The following is a 25,027-nucleotide window of genomic DNA, read 5'->3' as shown; positions in this document are numbered from 1 at the left end:
AATCCCACCTCTGGTCTAGATGACGCAAGGACTCTAGGTTAAGTGGTTTCGTTGAACCAAGAATCCCTGTCGATTTATCGTGGGGAGTGTCAACTATTCAGGTTTTCTAGCCTCTAAAATCACCGTGTGGGGACAATCAAAACGAGACTCATATTCTTTTGATAAAACAGCTTCAGTGATTCCCTCCTCTGCCAACTTTGTTTCTTTTACAGGTAAAGGAAATGAAAAATCCACAAAACCACATTGTTCAGCTACTTCAGCTAAATAAGATTCATCGAAAGCTGTTACGTGTTCTCCTCGGCAAAAAATAAAGTTAGTGAATCTACCGCCTATACTCTTGCGATCGTCTGGATAATGAGTAAACCATTGATGATCACCCTCAACATATTTGCGACAAGCATTACCCAGGTGTGGTCCACCAACACGGATAACGCCTCCAGGACGTAAAGCCTCAAACATTTGTCGAAAGTGAACAATTAAATGAGAATCTGGTAAATGTTCTATCACGTGATGTGAATAAAAAATATCTACTGATCCTTTGCGAAATGGTAAGGGGTCTAAAAGATTACACCATAAATCAACTTTAGCGGTTACTAAATTAGCATCAACATTCAGCCAATTATCTATATAGTTAATTTTACCTGGCCCCAAGTGAACTTTTAATCCACTTTGAGGACATTTGAAGTTTTTGTAAAACCAACCATTCAATCTCATAGGATATGTCAACAGCAAGTAATACAAGCGCTTAATTATTCCACCAAGCATGATTTACTCCCACTAAGTTTGTCAAGTATATTTTCTGCATAGGACTTTAACAGGTTAATACCATATACAGGGTGTCTGTAACGACATCGGAAAATATATTCTTTGAATTTATAACATAAGTAGTTTGAAAATGGATTTGAGGTGGTGAATCAGGATGAGATTATCAGTGCGTTAGGAATAAAGTAGATTACACCCCCTACTTAGATGCAGAATTTACACAGGAATTGCAATTAAAAATTCTGTACCCTCTCCCAGAATAGAGTTACAGGTATAAAGCTATTACCCACTGAAAACTGGTAGGGTGATGATAAATTGAGTGCCTTCATTGAGTTGAGAGTTAACTATGAGTGAACCATGATGTTTTTCTATGATAATCTGACGAGCGATCGCCAGTCCTAATCCTGTACCTTTACCTACAGCTTTTGTGGTAAATAAATGGTCAAATATTTGCTGTTTAACTTGTTCATTCATGCCAATTCCATTATCAGTAATGGCAATTTTAACTTGATTATTGACAACAAATGTTTTAATTAAAATATACTGGGGATTAGCTTCAAGCTCTTCAAAGGTGCGTCCAATTTGCGATTCTTCTAAAGCATCAATGGCATTGGCGAGAATATTCATAAATACCTGGTTTAATTGCCCAGGAAAACATTGAATTTGCGGTAAATCAGCATAATCAGTGATCACTCGAATGGCGGGGCGCTGTTCATTGGCTTTGAGGCGGTGTTTTAAAATGAGAATTGTGCTATCAATACCTTCATGGATATTAAATGGTACGGGATAATCTTGATCGGCACGGGAAAAGGTGCGGAGACTGTTGCTAATACTTTTGAGGCGATCGCTAGCCATGATCATACTATTAATCATTTTAGGCGCATCTCCTAGACAATAATCCAAGTCAATTTCTGCGGCATGGTCGAGAATTTCTGCACCTGGATCTGGTAATGTGGCTTGATATAGTTGCAGATGTTCTGTGATGTCTGCTAAAAGCGGTTGTACTTGTTGCAGAGTCACAGCTATAAAAGCCAATGGGTTATTCATTTCATGGGCTACACCAGCCACTAAGTTACCCAAAGCCAGCATTTTCTCACTTTGAACTATTTGTAATTGTGCTGCTTGTAAATCTTGTAAGGCTTTCTCAGCTTGTTGATACAATCGGGCATTTTCCAGAGAAATTGCTGATTGGGTGCAAAGAAAGTTGACAATCAGAATGCGATCGCGCGTAAACACAGCACTAGCAGCGCTATTATGCAAATACATGATGCCAATTAAGCTGCCTTGATTGAGAATTGGCAAACATAGTATACTTCTTGGTTGTTGTTTAATTAAATATTCATCAATCACAGCCAAATTTGTTTTCAAATCATCAATTACTACCACCTCATGAGTATTTTTGACGTACTGAATCAGCTTCATCGGTAGGTTGAGATTACCCTCTAAAGGTTGGGAACAAAGTTTAGTTGTTTTGGTATTAGCTACCGCTTTCACTTGCCACTCACCATCACTATCCGGCAAAATTAACGCACAGCGATCGCCACCGGAGTTTTGCAAAATAATTTGAGTTAGTTGTTTCATTAACTCATCTAGTTTTATGGTACTAGAAAGACTTTGGGACGCTTTGAGAATGGCGGCAAAATCTAGAGCCATATTAATGTTAGAACTAGAAGATTTGGTAACTGTTGCCGAGGCTTGAATAGAAATATTGGGGGTGGCGATCGCCCCTAGAGTTTCCAATGAGGTGAGAACTCGTCCTACTTGCTGGAAAATCGGGCGCAGTAACCGAGGATAGCGACGTTCTAAATCATCTATTTTCGCCTTAGCTCCCCAACGAGCATAACAATAATAAGCCTCTTGCATATAGCCGGCAGCGACTTTTTCTTTACCCCAGTGTAAATAAAAGTTAGCAGCGAGTTCGTTCGCTAAAGCCTCTTCTTGGATGAAACCATTTTCTTTAGCCCCTGCGATCGCCAAATCATACATTTCTATAGCTGGGTACAGTTTACCCAAGACACGGCAACGCTCGGCTTCTACTAGGTTAAATTTGTGTAAATGATTACAGGGAGACGATACTGCCCATTGCTGGAGTTGTACCTGATGGCTTTCGACCCGTTGCCAACTCACAGATGCAGCCTCTGGAGACAGTTGCTTGTAGACTTTTAAGTGAGTTAAAGCATCGTAAAACGGTAGTAAAACACTGACAAATAACCCTGGAACCCCGTCTAAATACTCTTCTGCCATTTTCGCCGCTACTATAGCCTGCTCATACTCACCGAAGAGGTAGGCCAGAATTAATGTGTTAATTTTAACGTGATAAACACCAGGGCGATCATTTACCGTCAGATGTTGGGGTAACATGACTTCCTCATTGTAGACATTACCCAATAAGCGATGGGGAATTTCGCTACGACCCAATAAATTTAAAACTGCTTGGTGATAGGATTTTTGATAATTGAGTCCTGTGGTTTGCTGGAGTTTGGCGCTGGCCATGCCGTATTTAGCTAATTGTTCCGCTAATCCTGTCAGTTCTTTACCACCGCAGTAAGCATGGAAAACATAGCCTAATACACACCACACAGCCCATTCTATATCTCCCGTTGCCAAGCCACTTTGGTAGCCTTCTAATGACGATGCAAGTGTGATCTCTAGGGGATCTTGCCAGTGTCTGATAAAATTATTAAAAATGGTTTGAACCTTGGCGCGTAATTCTGGGGCGGATAACTTCTCGATCAAATCTAAACCAAGTTGCCCAAATTCATAGCTGGTTTTCACACCACCAGTAAAAGCTTTGAGAATTAAACCATAGCTGGCATAAGCAAAAGCCGAGAGCGCCGTATTACCATACTCAATAGATAAGTTAACCTGCTGACAGACAATTAAGGGTAATATCTGCGGAAAACCATTATAGGCAATGCCAAATAAGCTGGATAAAATGCGGATAATCCCTTGCACACGGGTATCTGTCATCGGCGGCAGATTGAATAATTCTGAGGGGGTTTTTTCTGCCAATAGTAATTGAGTTATCTCTAGTGCCTTTGCGCCATCTTCATTGGTGGGTTGGCTAGGTAAATCTATACCCAATTCATGGAGAATGGCAAAAGCCATATCTAGTCCCAATTGCATCTGATTTTGAGCAGTGCAAGCTTGAATTTTGATTTCATAAATAGGTACAGCATCTAAAATATCTGTGATTTCTGCCAGCACTATCTCAGCCAGCTGTGTCATCTGCTTAAAATCAGTGCTGAGATAAGCAAGTTCAGTGGCTTCTGTGTAGATTGCTAGTTTTAAATCATAGAAATCTTGCCAACTGTAGTTTGCTAATAATCTTCTGGCTGTAGTGTAATATTTCACTGCTGCTGCATAAGCTGTAGCTTTTTTGGCTCTCCGTCCAGCGATTAAATTCAATTCCGCGAGTTTTTTCTGCTCTTGGGGATCTGTGATTAAATCCACACCTACTTGAAATTGATTAACTAGATCAAAAATTTTGGTTTCTAGTTCTGCTTTGGGAGTCTGCTGGAGTAAAAGTTTGCCGATAGTGAGATGAGTTGTTTGTTTTTCCGCAGTGGGGATGAGAGAATAGGCAGCTTGCTGGACGCGATCGTGTAGAAACCGATAGGTAAGATTTTCTATGTTGTCAATATTTCTATTTACCTGTTCATGGTTTTGATAAAATTTATAAACTTGACTTTGGGGTAAAATCAATCCTGCCTGTAAACTTATCCATAAATTCGTTGCCGTTTCCTCTGCTGATTCTTGCGAAATAATGGCTAAAGTGGCTAAATCAAATTTGTTACCAATACAAGCTGCTAACTTTAATACTTTTTGTGTTTTCTGGGGTAATTTCTGTAACTGCTTACCCATAAATTCCACCACATTATCTGTGAGAGACAGGGCTTTGATTTGAGCAATATTACATTCCCAATATCCTTGATCACGATTAAAAGTAATTTGTCCGTTTTCATACAAGGCTTTGAGAAACTGGGTAATAAAAAAGGGATTACCTTGGGTTTTGCGATCAATTAATTCTGTGAGGGGATGCGATCGCTCTGTCGTACAATTTAACGTATCGGCCACTAACTGATTTGTATCACCCAAGGTGAGAGGAAGCAAGGTCATGGTATTCACAGTGTTACCTGTTTTTTTCACTTCCTCCACCATCAACATAAATGGGTGAGTTGGTTCTACCTCATTATCTCGATAAGCCCCTAATAACAGTAAATAATTCTGTTCTCTGATCAGCAGTTCCATCAACTTGAGAGAAGCTAAATCTGCCCACTGTAAGTCATCCAGGAATATGATTAAAGGATGTTCTGCTGTGGCAAATATCCCAATAAACTTTTGAAATAATAAGTTAAACCGATTTTGTGCTGCTGTTCCCGATAGTTCAGTTACAGGGGGTTGTGCGCCGATAATTCTTTCCAGTTCAGGAATTACCTCAATCAGAACTTGTCCATTTTCTCCCACTGATTCCCGGATTTTACCTCGCCACTGACTTAATTCTGCATCAGATGCTGATAATAATTGCCCGATTAAATCCCGCAGGGCTTGTACAAACGCAGAGAAGGGGATATTGAGATTAAATTGCTCAAATTTACCTTTAATAAAATACCCTTTCTGACGGGTAATAGGCTTGTGGATTTCGTTAACCACTGCGGTTTTACCAATACCTGAAAAACCAGCCACTAGCATGATTTCAGTTTGTCCCTGAGATACCCGTTCGCAAGCAGCCAGCAACATCTCAACTTCTGCTGTGCGTCCATAAAGTTTTTCTGGAATGAGAAAGCGATCGCACAAATCCCGCGTACCAATTTTAAAATCAGTAATTTTTCCAGTATTGCTTAATTCATCTCGACATTTTTCTAAATCGTACTTTAATCCCAAAGCACTCTGATATCTGTCCTCGGCATTTTTCGCCATTAATTTCATGACAATATCTGCCACTACCGCCGGAATCCCTGTTCTATTAACCAAGTCCCTCGGCATTTTCGCAATATGACAATGGACTAACTCCATCGGATCATCAGAAATAAATGGTAACTCTCCAGCTAATAGTTCATACAAAGTTACACCCAGAGAATAAAAATCACTGCGGTAATCTATACCTCTGTTCATCCTGCCAGTTTGTTCTGGCGAAATATAAGCCAGTGTTCCTTCTAAAACATGAGGATTTTGGATTTCTTGGGTTTCTTTCGGCAATAAGGAAGCAATACTAAAATCAATGATTTTAATTTCTTTCGTTTCCGGATGAATGAGAATATTAGCAGGTTTAATATCTTTATGAATAATATGATTTATAATTAAACTATCAATAATCTGAGTTAATTGGATAGCAATTGTGAAAAAATCCCCCAGGGATATCTTTATTTTTTTAATATATTCCACCAGAGAAATTAACCCAGCATCTTCCATCACTAAAATATAAGAATTACCGAAAAAATCTAGTGATATAGGGTGAATGACACCGGGAATATTAAGATTTTTACTAATAGTATATTGATTACGAAATTGTAGTAATTCGTTAAAACTGGGATATTCAGAGGTAAGCAACTTAATTACTACTGGAAGTTGATCTTGCTCTCGGATAGCCCGATATACCAAGGTTTTGTAGCCTGCGTACAGTTGAGATGTAATTTTGTACCCCAGAATTACCGGGCTAGGCTTGGCAATTGTCATTGATGCTTACCTCATATTACCAACTTATTTTTGCTTTATAGATATTATTCCCATAAAGCCACTGGTAATATCAATTTTTATGTGTCTGCGCCAAGCTATACAACCCAGGTTACATTTTTTATGTTTAATCTTTGGAGCAGCGATCAAACCACTGTTGATATTTATTTTGCAGTGATTCATCTTTCACACTAATTGTGATCTTGATCTGCTGACAGCCGTGATTTTGTTCTAGTGCGATCGCATTTAACAGTAAACTAGCAATTTTCGGTGAGCAAAATTCACCCGTCACTTTCAAATGACCGTCCAAAATTGTCCCTAATGGTGTTTCTCTAGTCATCAACTCAATACCGGAAATATCGCCTTGACTTAAGTCAATTTCTGCAAGTTGTTTATTCTCTGAACCCACTTGCTCTATAATCAACTTTTCTCGGCGTACAGGGACTTGTACCATGCGAGTTTCAATTTCCTTGCGAATAATCACCTCACCAACTTTACGTTGATTGTGACCCGCTATTAGCCGTTCTTCTATTAAAGCTACAACAATTTCATTTTCTACTTTTCGCACATTAGCTGATGCCATTTCAGTATTCAGTATTTGCTTATTAGTATTTGCATCAGTTAATTGATCCATAGTTATTTCAGTATTTGGTGTTGTTGCTAAATATTCAGGCATACGCTCTACTTCCGATTTATCTAAATCCAGGAGAATACATTGGTCATGATTATTTATTTTGTTGATTTTTTGACTCAATAATAAAACCAAACGGTGTGACCGCTCATCAGCTAAGAAATTATTGCTATCTTTGTGATTTTCTTGTTCAGATATGACTAAATTCAGCCGACGATTAGCATCTAGAATTAAGTCTTTAACCTTACCTATAATTTCACCTTGCCTATCCAGGACATAAAAATCTCGGACTTTATTTTTTAAATTCTCCAGAATTTGCTGGATATTTGCCCTATTTTTGGCTGACTTAAAATTATTGGCCATTGGTTGGCTATTCATAACCATAGTAATCCCCTTGATTTTTTAATTTACTTAGGTGGGGAGTGGGGAGTACGGAGTGGGGAGTGGGGAGTGGGAAATCAAATAGGAGTCCTATATATACAGGACTTACGCAACAATTACCAAAAATCTTGATTTATCTCACCGCCAAGAAAACCTCGAATCTGCGTAAGTCCTGCTTTAAAACAGCAGGCCCTACCTACTTTTCTTCAATTGGTAAATTACCAGCATTTACATCTAACTCTTCCCGGCGTACAGTTCCTTCAGTCTCAACCATTTCTTGCTCTACAACCTTTTGAACTCTCACTTCTTCCCGGACAAAAGCTTCTTTGCGAACTTCAGGGGTTTCTTCATAGATTTCTACACGAGCAACTTCACCTTCACGGAAATTAGCTTCATTAGGGGAAACCACTCTACCCTTATCTTCTGGAGTCACACGGGAAATCACAACGTGTTCTTTTGATATTGGGACTGAAACATTTGCAGTTCTAGTTTCAAAGTGCTTACCAATTGAAACTTCTCCAGTTTTTTCGCGTCTTTTATTAGCAATTAAGCGTTCTTCATACAATCGCAGAGTTTGATGATTTTCCTGATTGAGGTTGTATAAAGAAGGCTCATGTTCGTAACTATAAGTTTCAGGACTTTGACTTGGTTTTGATGCTGCTATGGGTTGATTACCATACTTACTGTCACGATAAATTCCCCTTACCTGTTCTTCATATTCGTAGTCCAGTATTCTACCTTCGTCAAATTCTGGTAAATCTTCCGCTTGTTCTTTGGTCATACCAAGGGCGTAAACCCGATTAGCTTCATGATCGATGCGAGAACGTCCTACGGGTAATAACACTTTTTTACCAAATATCCAAAACCCTAAATCAACAACCAAATAGCGGAAATGTCCTTCTTCATCAACTAAAACATCGCTAACAGTGCCAATTTTTTCTTTATTAGATACATCTGTATAGACACCTAATCCTTTGATATCATTACCTTCAAAACTTTCATGGTAGTTAGGATCAAAATCTGTTAGCCTGTGAAGAACCATTATACTTACCTCTGAGTTTTTATAGAATCTCTTAGTAATCAATATAAATAGTTATTGCCTGTTTGTCCTCATACTATTGAATGAGTTTATGCAAAAGCAACACCATCAAAAGTCATAGAGATTTTTGCAGCAGAAGTGATTTAGGGATGGATAGGAATACAAATAGCAAATTCAGTTCCTTGATCCAGTGCGGATTTGATATCAATTGTACCACCGTGCTTTTCTACAATAATTTGCCTGGCGATCGCTAATCCCAACCCTGTACCTTTACCTACTGCCTTTGTAGTAAATAAGTGGTCAAATATTTTGGCTTGTACTGCTTCACTCATCCCTTTAGCATTGTCAGCAATGGTAATTCTAACTTGATTAGTTTCTAGGGTAGTTGTGATGGTAATTTGGTTAGATTTAGCCTCTATCTCTGCAAAGCTCCGCCCTATATTCGATTCTTCCAAGGCATCAATAGCATTAGCTATAACATTCATAAATACCTGATTTATTTGACCAGGAAAGCACTCAATTAATGGCAATTCTGCATAGTTAGTAATGACTGCAATAGCTGGACGCTGCTCATTAGCCTTGAGGCGATGTTTCAGAATTAAAATTGTACTATCTATGCCTTCATGTATATTAAAATATACTTTATAATCTTTATCAGCACGGGAAAAAGTCCGCAGACTAGTACTGATATGTTTTAATCTGTCGCAGGCTATGACCATAGAATCAAATACTTTCGGCAAATCTTCTAGGATATAATCTAAGTCTATTTCTTCGGCATGATCCAGAATTTCATCAGTGGGATTGGTAAAAGTTTGTTGATATATTCTCAAGTGTTCGACAACATCTGCAACGGTGGGTTTAGTTTGTTTGAGACTGGCCGCCATAAAACCCAGGGGATTATTCATTTCATGAGCAACACCAGCAACTAAGTTACCCAGTGCGGACATTTTCTCACTTTGAACTATTTGTAATTGGGCTTGTTGTAACTCTTGCAGGGTTTGTTGTGATTTTTGATAAAGTCGGGAATTTTCTAGAGATATTGCGGCTTGAGAAGAAAGAAAGTTGAGAATGGTGAGGCGATCGTTAGTAAATGCTCCGGTAACTAGGCGATTTTCTAAATATAAAATCCCAATTAATTTACCTTGATTTAAAATTGGAGTACACAGAACACTTTTGGGTTGATATGTCACAATATATGCATCTCCTGCCCAATTAATATCTTTACTGATATCATCAATTAGGATAGATTCTCCAGTTTGTCTGACTGCATAAATCAACTTACAAGGAACTTCTGTACTGCTATCTAAGGGGATTTGTTTTAAAGGAATGGGTGTTCCTGTTTCCACATCTGCCATAGTAGCGATCGCCGTCACTACCCAAGTATTTTCCTCTGGTAAAATTAAGGCAACTTTCTCGGCTCCAGAATTTTGCAACAGCACCTGCGTTAAAGTAGTAATCAAACTATCTAAGTCAATTTCCCTCGATAACACCTGAGAAGCTTTGAGGATAGTAGCTAGGTCGAGATGATGGAAAGGATTGGAATTACTAGAACTAGAAGATGGTGCTGATGTTCGAGTTTTGTAACTAATTAGGCTGTGATGGGATATGGTTTCTAGCGCATTAATATTGAGGCGACGCTGTTGTACAATTGGTTGCAGTAGTTGGGAATATTGCTTTTCTAGGTGATCAATTTTGGCTTTTGCTCCCCATCGCGCGTAGCAATAGTAAGCCTCTTGCATATATCCGGGGGCTAACTTTTCTTTACCCCATTCCAGGTAAAATTTAGCTGCTAACTCATTACTGAGGGCTTCTTCTGAGAGATATTCATGTTTTTTGGCTCCAGCAATGGCGCGATCGTAATATTCTATAGCCTGGAGATGATCTCCCATTACCCGTGCTATTTCTGCCTCAATTAAATCATACTTGTGCTGAAAATTAACAGCAGCATATCTAGCCCATACTTGCATTAACTTTTGGTTGCTAACTACTTGCGCTAATTTTTCATTCTCGCCATTATACTCAGCTAATAAGCACAAAGAATAGTAAAAATTATGTGCCACAACTGGTAGTATACCAAAGGCTCCATGAATATATTCCGTAGCTTTTTCGGCACTGGTTAGAGCCTTTTCATATTGACCAAAAGTATAAAAGATAAATACTTTAGCAAAATAGAAAGCAAATAGCGATTGATGATTATGGGTGTTTTGGAGATGGGGTAAAATTTCTGTTTCATCAAAATCAACACCAATTAGTTGATATGGATCAGTGCAGCATCCGAGTAAATTTAAGGTGACTTGCCGCCAAATTTTGGCATAATCAAGGCAATGCTTTTGTTTGAGTTTTAAGAGTAGGTCAATACATTGTGCTTGTCTTTCTTCAACAGTATTTAAGTTTTCTCCAATTAGGAATAAATGGCTACACTCCGCCATCATGGAATAGCTCGCGTGTTCAATATCGCCACCTTCTAATCCACATTGTATACTGTCTCGTAAAAATTTCAGGGTATTGGAACCATGCTCTTTATAAGCACAGACAAATACACCAAAAATCATATAAACTTTCGAGCTAATTTCTTGGCTATGGTATTTCTCTACTAGCCTTAAAGATATCTGACCATAGTGATATGCAGTGTCAACATCTTTCCTAGCAGTACAAAGTAATACACTATAGTTGCCATAGGCAAAAGCAGACACTGGTGAAATTCCTTCTTTTCCACAGAGATGCAGCATGGTGAAGGTGACAGATGGAAACATTTCTGGTTTGACATGATGAATAGGAGGTGTGATGCTCATCAGCAACCTGAGTGCAGCTAAGGATTCCGGATTGGTCATTTCTGGAATATTATCTAAGTCTGCTAAATGTAGTATTTGAGCTAAAGTATGTTCCTGTTCTTCAGATGATATCAAGGAAATTTTTAATTGTTCTAAGGCTTTTAACCCTGTTTCAATGGCTTTAACCTGATGATCTTGAGCAATATAAACCTGAACTTTTAGTTCATAAGCTTTAATTGTGTCTAATATTTGGCTGGTTTGTGCCAAAATCTGGTCTGTAAGATTGATTGCTTGTTGAAAGTTAGTGTTTAAATATTCTGCTGTTGCTGCTACTTCATATAATTCTAGAGTTAGTTGATACTGACTTTGCCAGCTATCTGCTGCTAACATTTCTATACCTAGCATGAGGTACTGTACGGCGGCAGTGTAGGCGGTGGAAGCCATAGCTTTCTTTCCCGCTAACAGATTTAATTCAGCTAATTGCTCTCGCTTATTTTGTTGATTAATCAACTTGTAACCCACGTTTAACTGACTCACAAGTTGAAATATTTTTTCTTCTTTTTTACTGGCAGAAATATTATTTAATAGTAACTGACCTAACTTTAGGTGAGTAATTTCTTTCTGGTCATCTGGTATTAAGGCATAAGCTGCTTGTTGCACGCGATCGTGCAAAAATTTATAGATAGCAACGGGGGTAGAATTGGTATTAGATGCGTTGATTTGAGCATCTTGGTCAGTGTGTTGAAAGAATTTATAGATATCGCCAGTAGGTAAGACCAAGCCTTCTTCTAACGCTTTCCATAAATCAGCCGATACTTCGATTTCTGATAATTCTGAAACAATTGCCAAGGTTGCTAAATCAAACTGGTTGCCAATACAAGCTGCTAACTGTAAGATATTTTGGGTTGATTCAGGTAATTTTTCTAATTGTATTGTCATGAAATCAACAATATTATCAGTAACCGCCTGCTGATTTATTTGTGTAATGTCACACTGCCAACAGCCTAAATCCCAATTAAATTGAATCAACCCATCTTGATATAATGACTTAATAAACTGAGTGGTAAAAAATGGATTACCTTCAGTTTTTTGATAAACTAATTTGGAGAGATTCCATGCCAAATCTTCTGGACAAACTAATGTTTCAGCTACTAATTGATTTAGCTGGGAAGAACTGAGATTTGTGAGATGAATTTTCTGAATATATGCGCCTGCTTCCTGAATATTATTTAAAGCCATCATCAAAGGATGGGTGGATGATACTTCATTATCTCGATAAGCTGCTAATAATAATAAATAACCCTGATGAGATTCATCCATTAATAATTGCATAAGTCGCAATGAAGCTGAATCTACCCATTGCAAATCATCTAAAAATATTACTAGTGGATGTTCTTTGGCAGTAAATACCTGAACAAATTTTTGAAATAGTAAATTAAATCTAGTTTGTGCCGCAGTCCCCAATAATTTTGGTGCGGGGGGTTGTGCGCCAATAATTTTTTCTAATTCGGGAATGACTTGAATTATAACTTGTGCATTTTCTCCTAATGCTGAGAGAATTTTATTTTGCCATTGTTTTAGTTGTTGGTCATTTTCTGTTAATAACTGTCTGATTAAATCACGGAATGCTTGTACAAAACCACTAAAGGGAATATTACGATTAAATTGGTCAAATTTTCCTTTGATGAAATAACCACGTTGTCGCACGATGGGTTTATGAACTTCGTTAATCACTGCGGTTTTGCCAATACCGGAAAATCCAGTTACTAGCATCATTTCTGTAGTACCCAGACTAACGCGGTCAAATGCTGCAATTAGGGTTTGTATTTCGGCTTCTCTACCATATAATTTCTCAGGAATCATCAAGCGATCGCATATATCCTGTTGGGCAATGGGAAAGTCTCCAATTCCACCTATTTCCTGTAGTTGTAGCTGGCATTTTTCCAAATCATACTTAATACCTAATGCACTTTGATAGCGATCTTCGGCATTTTTTGCCATCAATTTCTGAATGATATTATCCAAGACTTGAGGGATTTTTTGACTTTTAATTGTAGGTGGTATTTTAGCAATATGACAATGGATCAATTCCATTGGCACATCTGATAAAAATGGTAATTGCCCAGTCAATAATTCATAGAAAGTCACCCCCAAGGTATAGAAATCACTACGGTAATCTATGCCCCGATTCATCCGTCCGCTTTGTTCTGGGGATAAATAAGCTAGGGTTCCTTCTAAAACATTGGGACTTTTGATTTCTTGAGTTTCTCTAGGTAGTAGGGAAGCAATGCTAAAATCAATTAATTTAATTTGTTTAGTTTCAGGATTAATTAAAATATTGGCTGGTTTAATATCTTTATGAATAATTCGATGTTTATATAGTCCTTGGAGAATATCGACTATTTGCAGAGCGATGTCAAAGAAATCTTGTAGTTCGAGGGGCTGATTTTTGGTATACTCTCTGAGGGAAATTCCCCCAAAATCTTCCATGACTAAAGCATAACTATTACCACAGGTTTCTAGACTGTAGGGATAGATGACACCAGAGATATTGAGATTCTTGGCGATGGTGTACTGGTTACGAAATTGCAATAGTTCGGTGAAGCTGGGATATTCTTGTTGTAAAAGTTTAATAACCACTGCTTGTTGATCTAGCGATCGCACAGCACGATAGATTTGCGTTTTGGAACCCTGGTAAAGTTTTTCTCGTAATTTATACCCATCAATTAAACTGATCATTGTCCTGATCCTGGTGTCTTGGTAAATTTACTAACAATAAATTTTCTAGTTAGGGTTTCATTGCTTTTTTGCCTCCATTCAGGGAAGCCCAGCTACCCTTAGTGTGTAGATTTTCCCAGAAAATAGAAAACTGAATACCTCTCTGTAGCTTATTATTCCCAAAATTTTTGTGAGAATGAATGTGGGGTATTCAGCCAATGATCCAAAATACAGGATATCAAATGCTGGACTACCACCAGGGCGATCGCTATAATGTGCCATACCATCAGGCTATACACAGATGTGAATTAATTGGTAAGAGCGCATTACAGAATATAAAACAGATATTCTGCTTGCGCCCTGTGCTATCGACCAAAAACCATACCTTACCAGTCAACAAAATGCCAACATTAAAGCATCACCCAATTACACAAGTCTAAAAATGAAGGGATAACGGAATGGTTCATCCGCGTTAGTTAAACAGTGGAACAGCGCCCAAATAGTCAATCCCCAGTGTATTGCAAAACCCAATGCAACCACAGGGAAGAATAAGATTCCCCCTATTCCAAAGGTCAGAAAAGATAGAACAGCAATGGGAATACCAATTACAGTTTCCCAGAACCAAACATTAAAGTGAAAATTAATCGATTCCTTAGCATTAGTTTTCACAACTGGGTCATCAGAAATTAAGCTAATGACAATAGGAACGCCAATAGATAACACTATTGTACTAAAAAAAATTGCCCCATGAGACAGAGATGACAGTAATTTACGCTTATCGGGATCATATTTAACTTCCATACTGGTATCCTCTCAAATTTGTTTCTCACTTTATTGTAACCAACACATAATATGTTGAGTATTGCAGTTTACCGTACTTTGACGTTTTTGAAACTCGCTTTAAAATCAACTATGATCTAGCCAGGAACAGACTGCAAACTCCCTAATTATCAAGGTTTTTTCTCTGTTTGTTTCCTAACCACTTGAGTTGTTACTATAGTCAAATATACTGAAAAAAAGGGAATAAAAAATGGGTCGTATCAATCCTTACACACTCCAAATGCAGATTACTCGAATGTTTGCTCAAGGGCAATCATTTTTTGCTACTACCAAAGTACAGGACTGGTTGAAAGAACGCAAACATAATCCACTAGATTATGACATTATTTTTCATCAAAACCCTGCTGCTCCTGGTTCTCAAGAAGTTATAGCAATAGAAATTGAACTACGTCGCAAAGATGGACAGCCTGTAGATCCCTGGTTACAAGAACAAGCCAACTTACCGAAAAATTGGGTTTGAGGTTCCCCGTCGTTCTACGACGGCTTTTAATTCATTATTGTACCAGTATGCTGCTATAGTAATTGTAGTGGAAAGGTAATCAACCACTTAAAAAACCTAGCCGTCGAAAGACAAAGCACTGAACCTTGATAATTAAACGGCAGTTGCTCTAATTGGGGAAACCCCAAGACCGCACTGCCTCATCTATGCGGTTCTACTGCATTATTCTAGTTTCCTCCTAGCAGTAGGTAAAAGATTTATAGGGACTAGACGAATCAGCATTTTGAAACAAATTGTTTCAAACAAAACAGGACTTGCACTAATGCAAATAGGGTAGGGCATACCCGAATTAACGCTTGGGGAGAATCCCACCTCTGGTCTAGATGACGCAAGGACTCTAGGTTAAGTGGTTTCGTTGAACCAAGAATCCCCGTCGATTTATGGCGGGGAGTGTCAAATGGTTGATCCAAGTTTGACACTCTCCGGTACGCTAGAGCGAACGCTTAAAACTGATAGGTATTAGCGTAAGTAGCTCAATATAAATATGCGGTTCATTTAGCTTAAAATCGCTGTAATCCCCCTTTTTAACTTTTACACTTAATTTCTATGCAGGGATAGACAGGCTTTAGACCCTTGGTTACAACGCTGCTTAATTTAGAAAATTAAGATGGGTAAAATTCCTGTTTCCACCCTGTTATCTGCGTCTGGCGTAGTTAAATAAAATACTTTTTGAACCACAGAGACACAGGGAACACAGAGAGTCAGAATTTTAAAAGTCTCTGTAGCATACAAAAAAAGGCTCAATTCCTATTTTAGGATCACAAATTCTCAAAACAGGATTCAGCCGAATAAATGCGGAAGGTTTATTTACATTGTGTAATTAGCTTCCACTGTATCACAAGTTTATTGAGATTTACTAGCACCTTTTAATAAAAAAAACTTATTTTTATTGATTTTACTACCTATAAATATGGTTAAAGCCTATTAAAAACAGGCATTTAAGCTATTTTCACCCCTAGAGTTTTACAAAACTTTATAAAAAATTAGTGATAAATACTCTCAATAAATCTGATAATATGTCTATCAAGCTTATTGAGATAGATAGTCATTAAATTGAATATTCATCTCAGCAGTTAGTAAAAATTCTTAGGAGCCGATGTCATGACCAGCATGACTGTTAAAACTTCGGGTTCAATTCCCTGGTGGTCTGGGAATGCCCGGTTAACAGAACTCTCAGGAAGACTTTTAGGCGCTCACGTGGCTCATGCGGGGTTAATCGTTTTGTGGGCAGGTGCAACAACCCTATTTGAACTCGCCCACTTCGACCCTTCACAACCAATGTATGAGCAGGGTTTGATTTTATTACCCCATTTAGCAACTCTCGGCTGGGGTGTAGGTAGCGGTGGACAGGTGTTAGATACCTCTCCCTACTTTGCTATCGGGGTCATACACCTAATTAGCTCCGCCTTTCTAGGATTGGGTGGCATTTTTCATGCTCTCCGTGGCCCCGCTATCTTAGAACAAAAATTTTCCTTCTTCGCCTATCGCTGGGAGGATGCCAACAAAATGACGACAATTCTGGGCATTCACCTAGTATTACTGGGTTTAGGTGCTGCCTTACTGGTTGCCAAAGCTATGTTTTTTGGTGGCTTGTATGATGCCAATTTAGGAGAGGTGCGAGTCATTTCTCACCCCACTTGGAACTCTATTGTAATTTTTGGCTACCTCTTTGGTGGTGGCGGTAGACACTGGATAGCTGGAGTCAATAATTTAGAAGATTTAGTTGGTGGTCATATTTGGGTAAGTATTCTCTGTATCTCCGGGGGTATCTGGCACATTACAACTCAACCTTTTGCTTGGGCTAAAAAGCTGTTTGTTTGGTCGGGTGAAGCATACCTTGCTTACAGTTTGGGGGCTTTAGCTTTAATGAGTGTAATTGCTGCCTATTTTGTGTCTGTGAATACTCTGGCTTACCCAGTGGAGTTTTACGGACCAGCTTTGAATATTGGGTTTGACCGCTTCCCCTACTTCGAGAGTGGAGATTTATTATCGGCTCGCGTTTGGTTAGCAAATGCTCATTTTTGGTTGGGTTTCTTCTTTCTGCAAGGACATCTCTGGCACGCCCTCCGCGCTGCTGGATTTGACTTTCGTCAAGGTCAGGTTGTGCGTTCAACTCGTGGGGAGGTAATGTAACAATGGCAACTGCAACTATAACTCAGCCAAAATCTGGTTGGTGGGCAGGTAATTCCCGATTTATTGATATGTCGGGTAAGCTTTTGGGCGCTCATGTTGCCCATGCAGGTTTAATTGTCCTTTGGGCTGGGGCAATAACTTTGTTTGAAATCACTAAATACGATGTTTCCCGACCCATGTATGAACAGGGGTTAATTTTATTACCTCATTTGGCAACTTTGGGGTTTGGTGTGGGTAACGGCGGACAAATTATTGATACCTATCCCTATTTTGTCATTGGTGTTTTGCATTTAATCAGTTCTGCCGTTCTGGGTGCGGGCGGTATTTATCATGCTCTTTTGGGGCCGGAAGTTTTACCAGAGAATAAAACCTTCTCTGGGTTCTTTGGCTACGACTGGGAAGATGAAGACAAAATGACCACCATTATCGGTATTCATCTCCTGTTATTAGGTGTTGGTGCTTGGTTATTGGTGGCGAAGGCGTTGTTTTGGGGTGGTATTTATGACCCTGAAGTGGCATCTGTAAGAGTAATTACAGAACCAACCCTCAACCCTGGGCGGATATTTGGCTATCTCTTTGGTTTATTTGGTAGTCAGGGAATGGCGGCTGTAAATAACCTAGAAGATGTGATTGGTGGCCATATCTGGGTAGGGATACTCTGCATTTGTGGGGGATTTTGGCACATTTTCACCAAGCCTTTTAACTGGGCTAAACAGGTATTGTTTTGGTCTGGTGAGGCTTACTTGTGCTACAGTTTAGGCGCTTTAGCCTACATGGGATTTTTTGCCGCTTACTTTGTAACTGTGAATGATACGGTTTATCCCACAGTGTTCTATGGTTCTTTGGGATGGACTACAACTGCATCGGGAGTTGTCACAGTTCGCACTTGGTTGGCAACTAGCCACTTGGCTTTGGCGGTGGTATTTTTAGTTGGTCATATCTGGCACGCTTTGAGAGTACGTGTGATCGCGGCGGGATTGAATTTTGAGCAGGGAGTTGTCAACTATTCTGGTATGCCAGAAATGGGTAATTTTGATACTCCTGTAAATGCTTCTGATATCACGCTGAACTTTTTGAAATATCTGCCAATTTACCGTCCTGGTTTGTCACCTTTTTCACGGGGTTTAGAAATTGGCATGGCACATGGTTACTTTTTACTGGGGCCTTTTGTGAAACTCGGTCCTCTGCGGAATACTGAGTTGGCAAGTCAAGCGGGTTTATTAGCCACCATTGGTTTGTTATTGATTTTGTCTATTTGTTTGTGGCTCTATGGCAGCACATCTTTCTCAGATGGTAAACCTGCTTCGGGTGAGTTACCAGAAAATATGAAAACGGGTAAGTCTTGGAGTGAATTTAATGCTGGATGGACTGTTGGCAGTTGTGGCGGAGCTTTATTTGCTTTCTTGGTCTTAGCTAATAGTAGTTTGTTTTTTAACTAGCTAAGATTTACACAAAAAACTCTCATGACTCTGTGTACTCTGCGCCTCTGTGGTTCTTAAATATTTAGGGCGGGCAAGATGCCCACCCCACAATGTATGTATTTTCAGTTTCTTTTCTGTAGGGGTTGGAGATTGAGCAAGTCTCATTTCTGGAAATCAAGTTAAAACTATTTATTAGGTGTCAAAATGTCGAAAAAAATTGGTTTGTTCTACGGTACTCAAACTGGCAAAACTGAATCTGCTGCTGAAATGATTCGGGATGCTTTTGGCGGTGATGTGGTGACATTACACGATATGGCTCAGGCTGAAGTTGCTGATTTTGATGAGTATGAATGTCTGATTATTGGTTGTCCTACTTGGAATATTGGGGAACTTCAAAGCGATTGGGAAGGTGTTTATCCTGACTTAGATGATTTTGATTTTAGCGGTAAAACGGTGGCTTATTTTGGTACGGGAGACCAGCTTGGCTATGGTGATAATTTCCAAGATGCTATCGGGATTTTGGAAGAAAAGATTGCCCAACAGGGAGGTAAAACTGTGGGCTATTGGCCCACTGAGGGGTATGATTTTAGCGAGTCTAAAGCTGTGCGGAATGGTAAGTTTTGTGGTCTAGCTCTTGATGATGATAATCAATCTGACCTGACAGATGAGCGTATTAAGGCTTGGGTTGCACAGTTGAAGACAGAATTTGGTTTGTAGATAATAGATGTCACGGCATTAGACATCTGGAAGGAAAGAATCTAGAGACGTTCCATGGAACGTCTCTACAAGGTTCTCAAATCAAGCAGATTTAATTTTCACTAGATGGATGATGCCGTGGCTGTTTAATTTGTAATTTCTAAATCAACGCTATTAAGGTTAATTATGTCTGATTTATTCGATGTTCTTTGGTTAAATGCTAGTCCGGCGTTGAAGCGTTTTGATCAACCTTTACTTCAACACCTGTCTGGATATTTGCAAATCGCTCAGTGGGAATATCAACAAACTAGGGATGAGGCTAGTTCTGTGGATGAAGCTGTGCTGTTGCTCCATGAGTTTTTAGATTCTTACCCGGATGCGGTGCATTTAGGTGGTCATGGGATTAGTGGTGCGATCGCATTAACTTTTGCCAGACGTTATCCTGAAAAGGTGCGATCGCTGACTCTCCTGGCTGTAGCTTCTCAACCAGCCAACACTTGGCACGCTCATTATTACGTTCAACGCCAAATGTTTACAATTAGCCGTGAGCAAGTTCTAGCCAACACTGTTCGCAGTCTCTTTGGTAAACAACCATGTCACGCTACTAAGAAGTTAATGACCGCTTTAGATAAAGATTTAGAGCGATCGCCTTCACCCCATTCTCTCTTTAAACTGGTTTATTTACCCAAGGGAGGTGTTTCTATGCCGATGCTAGTCTGCGGTAGCAAAACTGATTCAGTCGTTAATCCACCTGCGTTGTATGACTGGCGTAATTGGTTCAAACCAGAAGATAGACTTTGGGAATTTCCCCAAGGGTATCATTTTTTTCACTATTTTCATCCTCAAGAAGTGGGCGCACAAATTTTGAATTTCTGGGGCTGTTATCAGAGGCGATCGCTCACAATATCTGCACAAACCTCTACTACTTCCATACATCAATGAAAAATCCCTGGGAGATGAACACATAATTCATCTTCCTAATTGCTAAAAACAGTTTTCTTAGTGACGGCATAGCCCGAAATCACTAATTTTTTGCTGCTTAACTTACACAGCTATTTAAATTATTAACTTTTGTAAAATTCCCTTTCTTTTTAAGAATTAGTTGCAATAAATTAAATACATAAAGCTCAATAATTAGTTCACAGATTCAGCAACATAGTCGGATTTCATTGGAAAACAACAGTAAAGTCCTGAAAGTATCAACAAATTAATTGAGTTCTTTTCGCAACAAATACTAACGAAGCAATGCAGACATACGACAATCCAAACGTCAAATACGATTGGTGGGCTGGTAACGCCCGCTTCGCCAAGCTCTCTGGCTTATTTATCGGCGCTCACGTCGCCCAAGCAGCACTGACGACTCTTTGGGCAGGAGCGTTTACATGGTTTGAAATCTCTCGCTACAACCCCGATATCCCAATGGGCGAACAGGGGCTAATATTGCTACCCCATTTAGCCACCTTGGGCTTTGGAGTGGGCGCAGGTGGTCAAGTTGTGGATACTTACCCATTTTTCGTTATCGGTGCTTTGCATTTAATTTCCTCAGCCGTTCTCGGTGCTGGGGCGCTATTCCATACTTTCAAAGCTCCCAGAAATTTAGAAAATGCTCAGGGTCAAGCCCGTAAATTTCATTTTGAATGGGATGATCCTAAACAACTGGGCTTAATTTTAGGACATCACCTCCTATTTTTAGGACTAGCAGCTTTATTGCTAGTAGGAAAAGCCATGTTTTGGGGCGGAATTTATGACACCAATATTCATGATGTTCGCCTTGTAACTGAACCAACTCTTAACCCTTTTGTTATCTATGGCTATCAAACTCACTTTGCCAGTGTTGACAATTTAGAAGATTTAGTTGGTGGTCATATTTATGTCGGTTTTCTACTAATTGGTGGCGGGATTTGGCACATTATTAAGGAGCCTTTTGCTTGGGCGAAAAAGCTTTTGATTTTCTCTGGGGAAGCGATTCTTTCTTACTCTTTGGGTGGTATTGCTTTGGCGGGATTTGTTGCAGCTTATTTCTGTGCAGTGAATACCTTGGCTTACCCGGTGGAATTTTACGGTCAGACTTTGGAAGTGAAGCTTGGTGTTAGTCCTTATTTTGCTGACTCGGTAAAGTTGGCTAGTGGTGGTTACTCTGCTAGGGCTTGGTTAGCAAATGCTCATTTCTTTTTGGCGTTTTTCTTTTTGCAAGGTCATTTGTGGCACGCGCTAAGAGCTATTGGTGTTGATTTTAGACAGGTTGAAAGGTCTTTGAACGCTATTAGTAGCGAGTCATAGGAAGAGGCAGGGGAGCAGGGGGCAGGGAGCAGAGGAGAAGACTTTGTGCTAGGAATAAAATCTTTTTTCTTTACCTGACTCATCTCCCTCCACTCAACACTTTAAAAGGAGATTGAACTGTGACGGTTTCTATTGAGAAGAGTTTTGCGGCTGATACGAATTTATCTTGGTTGGTTGGTAATGCTCGTTTGACTGATTTATCTGGTCAGTTGTTGGGCGCTCATGTTGCTCACGCTGGTTTGATTATGTTTTGGGCTGGGATAACTACTGTTTCTGAGGTGCTGCGGTTTGTTCCTGGTGTGCCAATGTATGAGCAGGGTATGACTTTGTTACCTCATTTAGCAACTTTAGGTTGGGGTGTGGGTACAGGTGGGGAGGTGGTAGATACTTATCCCTATTTTGTGATTGGAATGTTACATTTAATCGCTTCTGCTGTTTTGGGAGCCGGGGGTCTTTTTCATGTGTTTCGCGCTCCACCCATTCTCTACAGTGCTGGGGGACAGGTGGCGAAGTTTCACTATGAATGGAATGATCCTCAACAGTTGGGTTTGATTTTAGGTCATCACTTGATTTTTCTGGGTTTGGGGGCATTTTTATTGGTGCTAAAGGCGATGTTTTTTGGTGGAGTTTATGACCCGAATTTTGGTGATGTCCGCCTGATTAGTCATCCCAATTTAGACCCGATGACAATTTTTGGCTACTTAGTAGGGATGAAGGATGGTAGCTGGAATATTTTAGGGATGGCAAGTGTCGATAATTTAGAAGATGTCATTGGTGGTCATATTTGGATTGGTTCTCTTCTCATTTTTGGTGGTGCGTGGCATATTCTTGTTTCTCCTTTTAATTGGGTAAGACGAATTTTACCCATAGAAAATGGTGAGGAAATTCTGTCTTATAGCTTGCTGGGTTTAGCTTTAATGGCTTGGATTTCGGCTGCATTTGTGGGATATAACACAACTGTTTTCCCTAGAGAATTTTACGGTTCTGAACGTCTGGGTTTGGCAAACATTCAGTTTTTTATTGGTGTGTTGGCTTTCTTGGGTTACGTTTGGCATTCTTGGCGTTCGCGTCAAGTTAATAATTAATTAAGTTTCGCTCAACACTAGCTAAATATTTTCTCCCGCCTGCGGTTCACAGCAGTTAACTGTAGGCTTTTTATTTGAATTTATTTGAGGATTTCTCATGTTAGCTATGATTGTTTGCGCTTTCTGTAGTTGGGTAATTGTGATTTTGTCTATTTTCAGTGTTTGGTTAACTTTAAAAAAAGGTACAAATCATTTAAAGAGACTACATCAAATACCTTGCCATAATTGTGAGTTTTTTACCAATGATTATCGCCTAAAATGCACAGTTAACCCTGTTAAAGCTTGTTCGGAACAAGCCATTGGTTGCATTGATTTTGAACCTAAGACTTGTAATTGTAATGCTTCTCAAAGGGGACGGCGTAAACTTGGATAGTTTTTTACTGGATAATTTTTAAATTCCTATTACTATTAACTCTCAAATCTAAACACCCGTAGTAATCCGATTTGATTTCTGTAGCTTGCGTGGCGTAGCCATATTTATTTGCGTAGGTAGGGAGTAGGGAGTGGGGAATGGGGAATAACCTTTTTGTGTTACACCGAGATTGTTAAAAAATCAGATAGGAGTCCTATATGAACCAGCCAAATAATTTTCTCTCGGAATTATCTGATTTTCTTTATCCCCGCAGTCCATATTCTGGGGAGTTTAAACAAGAGTATTTGACATTTAATGCTAATCTCCAAGATTTTTCTCAACGGGTAAATTACATTTGCAGTTTACAAACTGGTGGTAAACTTTCCCCGGAGGAGGCTTATAAACAAATTCAGATGCTTTGGAAACAGTTGAAAAGTAGTAAAAAGGACTTGGGCATTAGTTAATACGATTTCTTGGTATAGTTGCGTTAAATATCTTCTACATCTTGCAGCGATCGCCCCGCAAACCTTGTGGTATTAAAAAATACATTATTTACTGACGTAATTACATACAAAAGAGCCATACTACTACCTGTTTTAGTACCAAACATGGGACTAAAAACAGATGTTAATATCCCTCCTGGTCTCATTGCTGGTTCAAAAACTCTGGTCTAGTAGTGAGACTAAGTAGGCCGGTGTGAAAATCTGAATGTATGTCATTGTGAATGGAACGAAGTGAAATGAAGCAATCGCAACGGTTTTGTCGATTTTACATTCTGTTACATAGCGGAAAATCTTAGCACCAACTTACTTAGTAACTGATGGTGTGGCCAGCCGGAAAAATCCGCCCCTAAATACTTGCGCTTGAGTTCTCAATGTGATAATTTGACATTAAATTGATAAAAAAACAAGAAAAAATAATAACCATTATTTTTGGTTTTATAAAATGAATAACAGAATAACTGGCTTATTGCTGATAATAAGAGCTTTAACACCTTTAATTATTTTATTTATTATAATTTTTAATGGATATTTAATTATCCATGATTTGAAACAACATTTAAATAAGGAAATGGAACTGGTCATAAATTCCATAAATAATAGTAAAGCAAGTTTGGCTTCTGTCCAAGGTGGTATTGCTGATATTACTAGCTCATTTGTTGACGTTAGTAAGAGTTTATCATCAGCACTTCAGCCTATAAATAATGCTTTTAATAAAATTAGCGAGAGCATAAGTGTTTTAAATATTAATCTTGGCATTAATTTAAAATTCAATAATATTTTCAATCCGTTATTTACCCCTTTAGATAATGTAAAAGAAGGTGTAAATACTTTGAGTGAAAGTATTGACGGAATTATTCAACCTATGAAAGAGTCTGTTTCTATTTTGCAAAATGATTTAATCAAATGGATACAGAGTATGCTTGTATTAGTTATGGTTATCTTTTTATTAGTGTTAAATTATTTTATATTGCCTTTAAAAGCCGATATAGAAAAAGGTATTAATTTGTTATTTAATAGAAGTGAGATTGACAAATAAAGATTACTAGAATTAATTTTTAATATATTCCCCTGTCTTTTGTCCGATCGCTACATACAGAATCTCAAGCCAACCATTGATATCTAAAAATTTAATCGTAATTAATGTTACCAATTTAACGCGTAATAGCTTGTCTTAAAACCCACAGTTAAAGTTATTCAACTCCTGTGTATATCCCTACACTGCCTACTCTCACAGCTAGAGGAA

The 25,027-nt window shown here is 38.9% G+C and carries 16 protein-coding genes; 10 read left to right on the top strand and 6 right to left on the bottom strand.

Going from position 1 to position 25,027, the window contains the following annotated elements; all coding sequences use genetic code 11:
* Positions 1-93 precede the first annotated feature (93 nt).
* The 6 genes from ACM0OP_RS13140 to ACM0OP_RS13115 form a co-directional block, all read right to left on the bottom strand.
* On the bottom strand, positions 94-765 hold the full coding sequence (locus tag ACM0OP_RS13140; RefSeq protein WP_414528861.1) for a class I SAM-dependent methyltransferase: 672 nt from the start codon (positions 763-765) through the stop codon (positions 94-96).
* A gap of 279 nt (positions 766-1,044) precedes the next feature.
* A complete protein-coding gene (locus ACM0OP_RS13135; RefSeq protein WP_414528860.1) occupies positions 1,045-6,438 on the bottom strand; it encodes a trifunctional serine/threonine-protein kinase/ATP-binding protein/sensor histidine kinase in 5,394 nt (1,797 codons plus the stop codon).
* 124 nt (positions 6,439-6,562) lie between these two features.
* Complete coding sequence (locus ACM0OP_RS13130) at positions 6,563-7,450, bottom strand: YsnF/AvaK domain-containing protein (protein ID WP_414528859.1); 888 nt, start codon at positions 7,448-7,450, stop codon at positions 6,563-6,565.
* 193 nt (positions 7,451-7,643) lie between these two features.
* Entirely contained in the window at positions 7,644-8,489 is an 846-nt protein-coding gene (locus tag ACM0OP_RS13125; RefSeq protein ID WP_414528858.1) for a DUF2382 domain-containing protein, read from the bottom strand.
* A gap of 140 nt (positions 8,490-8,629) precedes the next feature.
* The gene (locus ACM0OP_RS13120; RefSeq protein ID WP_414528857.1) at positions 8,630-13,996 is read right to left on the bottom strand and encodes an AAA family ATPase; all 5,367 of its coding nucleotides are present in this window, start codon (positions 13,994-13,996) and stop codon (positions 8,630-8,632) included.
* A 405-nt stretch (positions 13,997-14,401) separates the two neighbouring features.
* A complete protein-coding gene (locus tag ACM0OP_RS13115) occupies positions 14,402-14,776 on the bottom strand; it encodes a DUF4870 domain-containing protein (protein WP_414528856.1) in 375 nt (124 codons plus the stop codon).
* Positions 14,777-15,005: 229 nt separating this feature from the next.
* Between ACM0OP_RS13115 and ACM0OP_RS13110 the strand changes: the two genes are divergently transcribed.
* The 10 genes from ACM0OP_RS13110 to ACM0OP_RS13065 all read left to right on the top strand — a co-directional run bounded on the left by ACM0OP_RS13110 (position 15,006) and on the right by ACM0OP_RS13065 (position 24,820).
* Positions 15,006-15,275, top strand: a complete 270-nt coding sequence (locus ACM0OP_RS13110; protein ID WP_414528855.1) for a hypothetical protein — start codon at positions 15,006-15,008, stop codon at positions 15,273-15,275.
* A gap of 1,140 nt (positions 15,276-16,415) precedes the next feature.
* Positions 16,416-17,447 (top strand): chlorophyll a/b binding light-harvesting protein, encoded by a 1,032-nt coding sequence (locus ACM0OP_RS13105; protein ID WP_414528854.1) that lies wholly within the window; start codon positions 16,416-16,418, stop codon positions 17,445-17,447.
* A gap of 2 nt (positions 17,448-17,449) precedes the next feature.
* Positions 17,450-18,886 carry a chlorophyll a/b binding light-harvesting protein gene (locus ACM0OP_RS13100; RefSeq protein WP_414528853.1) on the top strand — a complete coding sequence of 479 codons (1,437 nt, stop codon included), beginning with the start codon at positions 17,450-17,452 and terminating at the stop codon, positions 18,884-18,886.
* Between the two features lie 186 nt (positions 18,887-19,072).
* Positions 19,073-19,585 carry a flavodoxin FldA gene (fldA, locus tag ACM0OP_RS13095; protein WP_414528852.1) on the top strand — a complete coding sequence of 171 codons (513 nt, stop codon included), beginning with the start codon at positions 19,073-19,075 and terminating at the stop codon, positions 19,583-19,585.
* A 165-nt stretch (positions 19,586-19,750) separates the two neighbouring features.
* On the top strand, positions 19,751-20,506 hold the full coding sequence (locus tag ACM0OP_RS13090) for an alpha/beta fold hydrolase (RefSeq protein ID WP_414528851.1): 756 nt from the start codon (positions 19,751-19,753) through the stop codon (positions 20,504-20,506).
* A gap of 303 nt (positions 20,507-20,809) precedes the next feature.
* Entirely contained in the window at positions 20,810-21,844 is a 1,035-nt protein-coding gene (locus ACM0OP_RS13085) for a chlorophyll a/b binding light-harvesting protein (RefSeq protein ID WP_414528850.1), read from the top strand.
* Positions 21,845-21,963: 119 nt separating this feature from the next.
* Positions 21,964-22,929, top strand: coding sequence for a chlorophyll a/b binding light-harvesting protein (locus ACM0OP_RS13080; protein ID WP_414528849.1), 966 nt, complete (start codon positions 21,964-21,966; stop codon positions 22,927-22,929).
* 97 nt (positions 22,930-23,026) lie between these two features.
* Positions 23,027-23,302, top strand: a complete 276-nt coding sequence (locus tag ACM0OP_RS13075) for a hypothetical protein (protein WP_414528848.1) — start codon at positions 23,027-23,029, stop codon at positions 23,300-23,302.
* Positions 23,303-23,499: 197 nt separating this feature from the next.
* Complete coding sequence (locus tag ACM0OP_RS13070) at positions 23,500-23,745, top strand: DUF7219 family protein (protein WP_414528847.1); 246 nt, start codon at positions 23,500-23,502, stop codon at positions 23,743-23,745.
* A gap of 481 nt (positions 23,746-24,226) precedes the next feature.
* Positions 24,227-24,820 carry a hypothetical protein gene (locus tag ACM0OP_RS13065; RefSeq protein ID WP_414528846.1) on the top strand — a complete coding sequence of 198 codons (594 nt, stop codon included), beginning with the start codon at positions 24,227-24,229 and terminating at the stop codon, positions 24,818-24,820.
* The last annotated feature ends 207 nt before the right edge of the window (positions 24,821-25,027 follow it).

The organism is Nodularia chucula CCY0103 (assembly GCF_963923915.1).
In the GTDB taxonomy this organism is placed as follows: domain Bacteria; phylum Cyanobacteriota; class Cyanobacteriia; order Cyanobacteriales; family Nostocaceae; genus Nodularia; species Nodularia chucula.
This window is presented reverse-complemented; position numbering and strand designations above follow the sequence as displayed.

What these genes read in the sequence shown, in the direction of transcription:
- ACM0OP_RS13140 (WP_414528861.1), bottom strand. Translation starts at nt 765, where the DNA reads ATGCTTGGTGGAATAATTAAGCGCTTGTATTACTTGCTGTTGACATAT.
- ACM0OP_RS13135 (WP_414528860.1), bottom strand. Translation starts at nt 6,438, where the DNA reads ATGACAATTGCCAAGCCTAGCCCGGTAATTCTGGGGTACAAAATTACA.
- ACM0OP_RS13130 (WP_414528859.1), bottom strand. Translation starts at nt 7,450, where the DNA reads ATGGTTATGAATAGCCAACCAATGGCCAATAATTTTAAGTCAGCCAAA.
- ACM0OP_RS13125 (WP_414528858.1), bottom strand. Translation starts at nt 8,489, where the DNA reads ATGGTTCTTCACAGGCTAACAGATTTTGATCCTAACTACCATGAAAGT.
- ACM0OP_RS13120 (WP_414528857.1), bottom strand. Translation starts at nt 13,996, where the DNA reads ATGATCAGTTTAATTGATGGGTATAAATTACGAGAAAAACTTTACCAG.
- ACM0OP_RS13115 (WP_414528856.1), bottom strand. Translation starts at nt 14,776, where the DNA reads ATGGAAGTTAAATATGATCCCGATAAGCGTAAATTACTGTCATCTCTG.
- ACM0OP_RS13110 (WP_414528855.1), top strand. Translation starts at nt 15,006, where the DNA reads ATGGGTCGTATCAATCCTTACACACTCCAAATGCAGATTACTCGAATG.
- ACM0OP_RS13105 (WP_414528854.1), top strand. Translation starts at nt 16,416, where the DNA reads ATGACCAGCATGACTGTTAAAACTTCGGGTTCAATTCCCTGGTGGTCT.
- ACM0OP_RS13100 (WP_414528853.1), top strand. Translation starts at nt 17,450, where the DNA reads ATGGCAACTGCAACTATAACTCAGCCAAAATCTGGTTGGTGGGCAGGT.
- fldA (WP_414528852.1), top strand. Translation starts at nt 19,073, where the DNA reads ATGTCGAAAAAAATTGGTTTGTTCTACGGTACTCAAACTGGCAAAACT.
- ACM0OP_RS13090 (WP_414528851.1), top strand. Translation starts at nt 19,751, where the DNA reads ATGTCTGATTTATTCGATGTTCTTTGGTTAAATGCTAGTCCGGCGTTG.
- ACM0OP_RS13085 (WP_414528850.1), top strand. Translation starts at nt 20,810, where the DNA reads ATGCAGACATACGACAATCCAAACGTCAAATACGATTGGTGGGCTGGT.
- ACM0OP_RS13075 (WP_414528848.1), top strand. Translation starts at nt 23,027, where the DNA reads ATGTTAGCTATGATTGTTTGCGCTTTCTGTAGTTGGGTAATTGTGATT.
- ACM0OP_RS13070 (WP_414528847.1), top strand. Translation starts at nt 23,500, where the DNA reads ATGAACCAGCCAAATAATTTTCTCTCGGAATTATCTGATTTTCTTTAT.
- ACM0OP_RS13065 (WP_414528846.1), top strand. Translation starts at nt 24,227, where the DNA reads ATGAATAACAGAATAACTGGCTTATTGCTGATAATAAGAGCTTTAACA.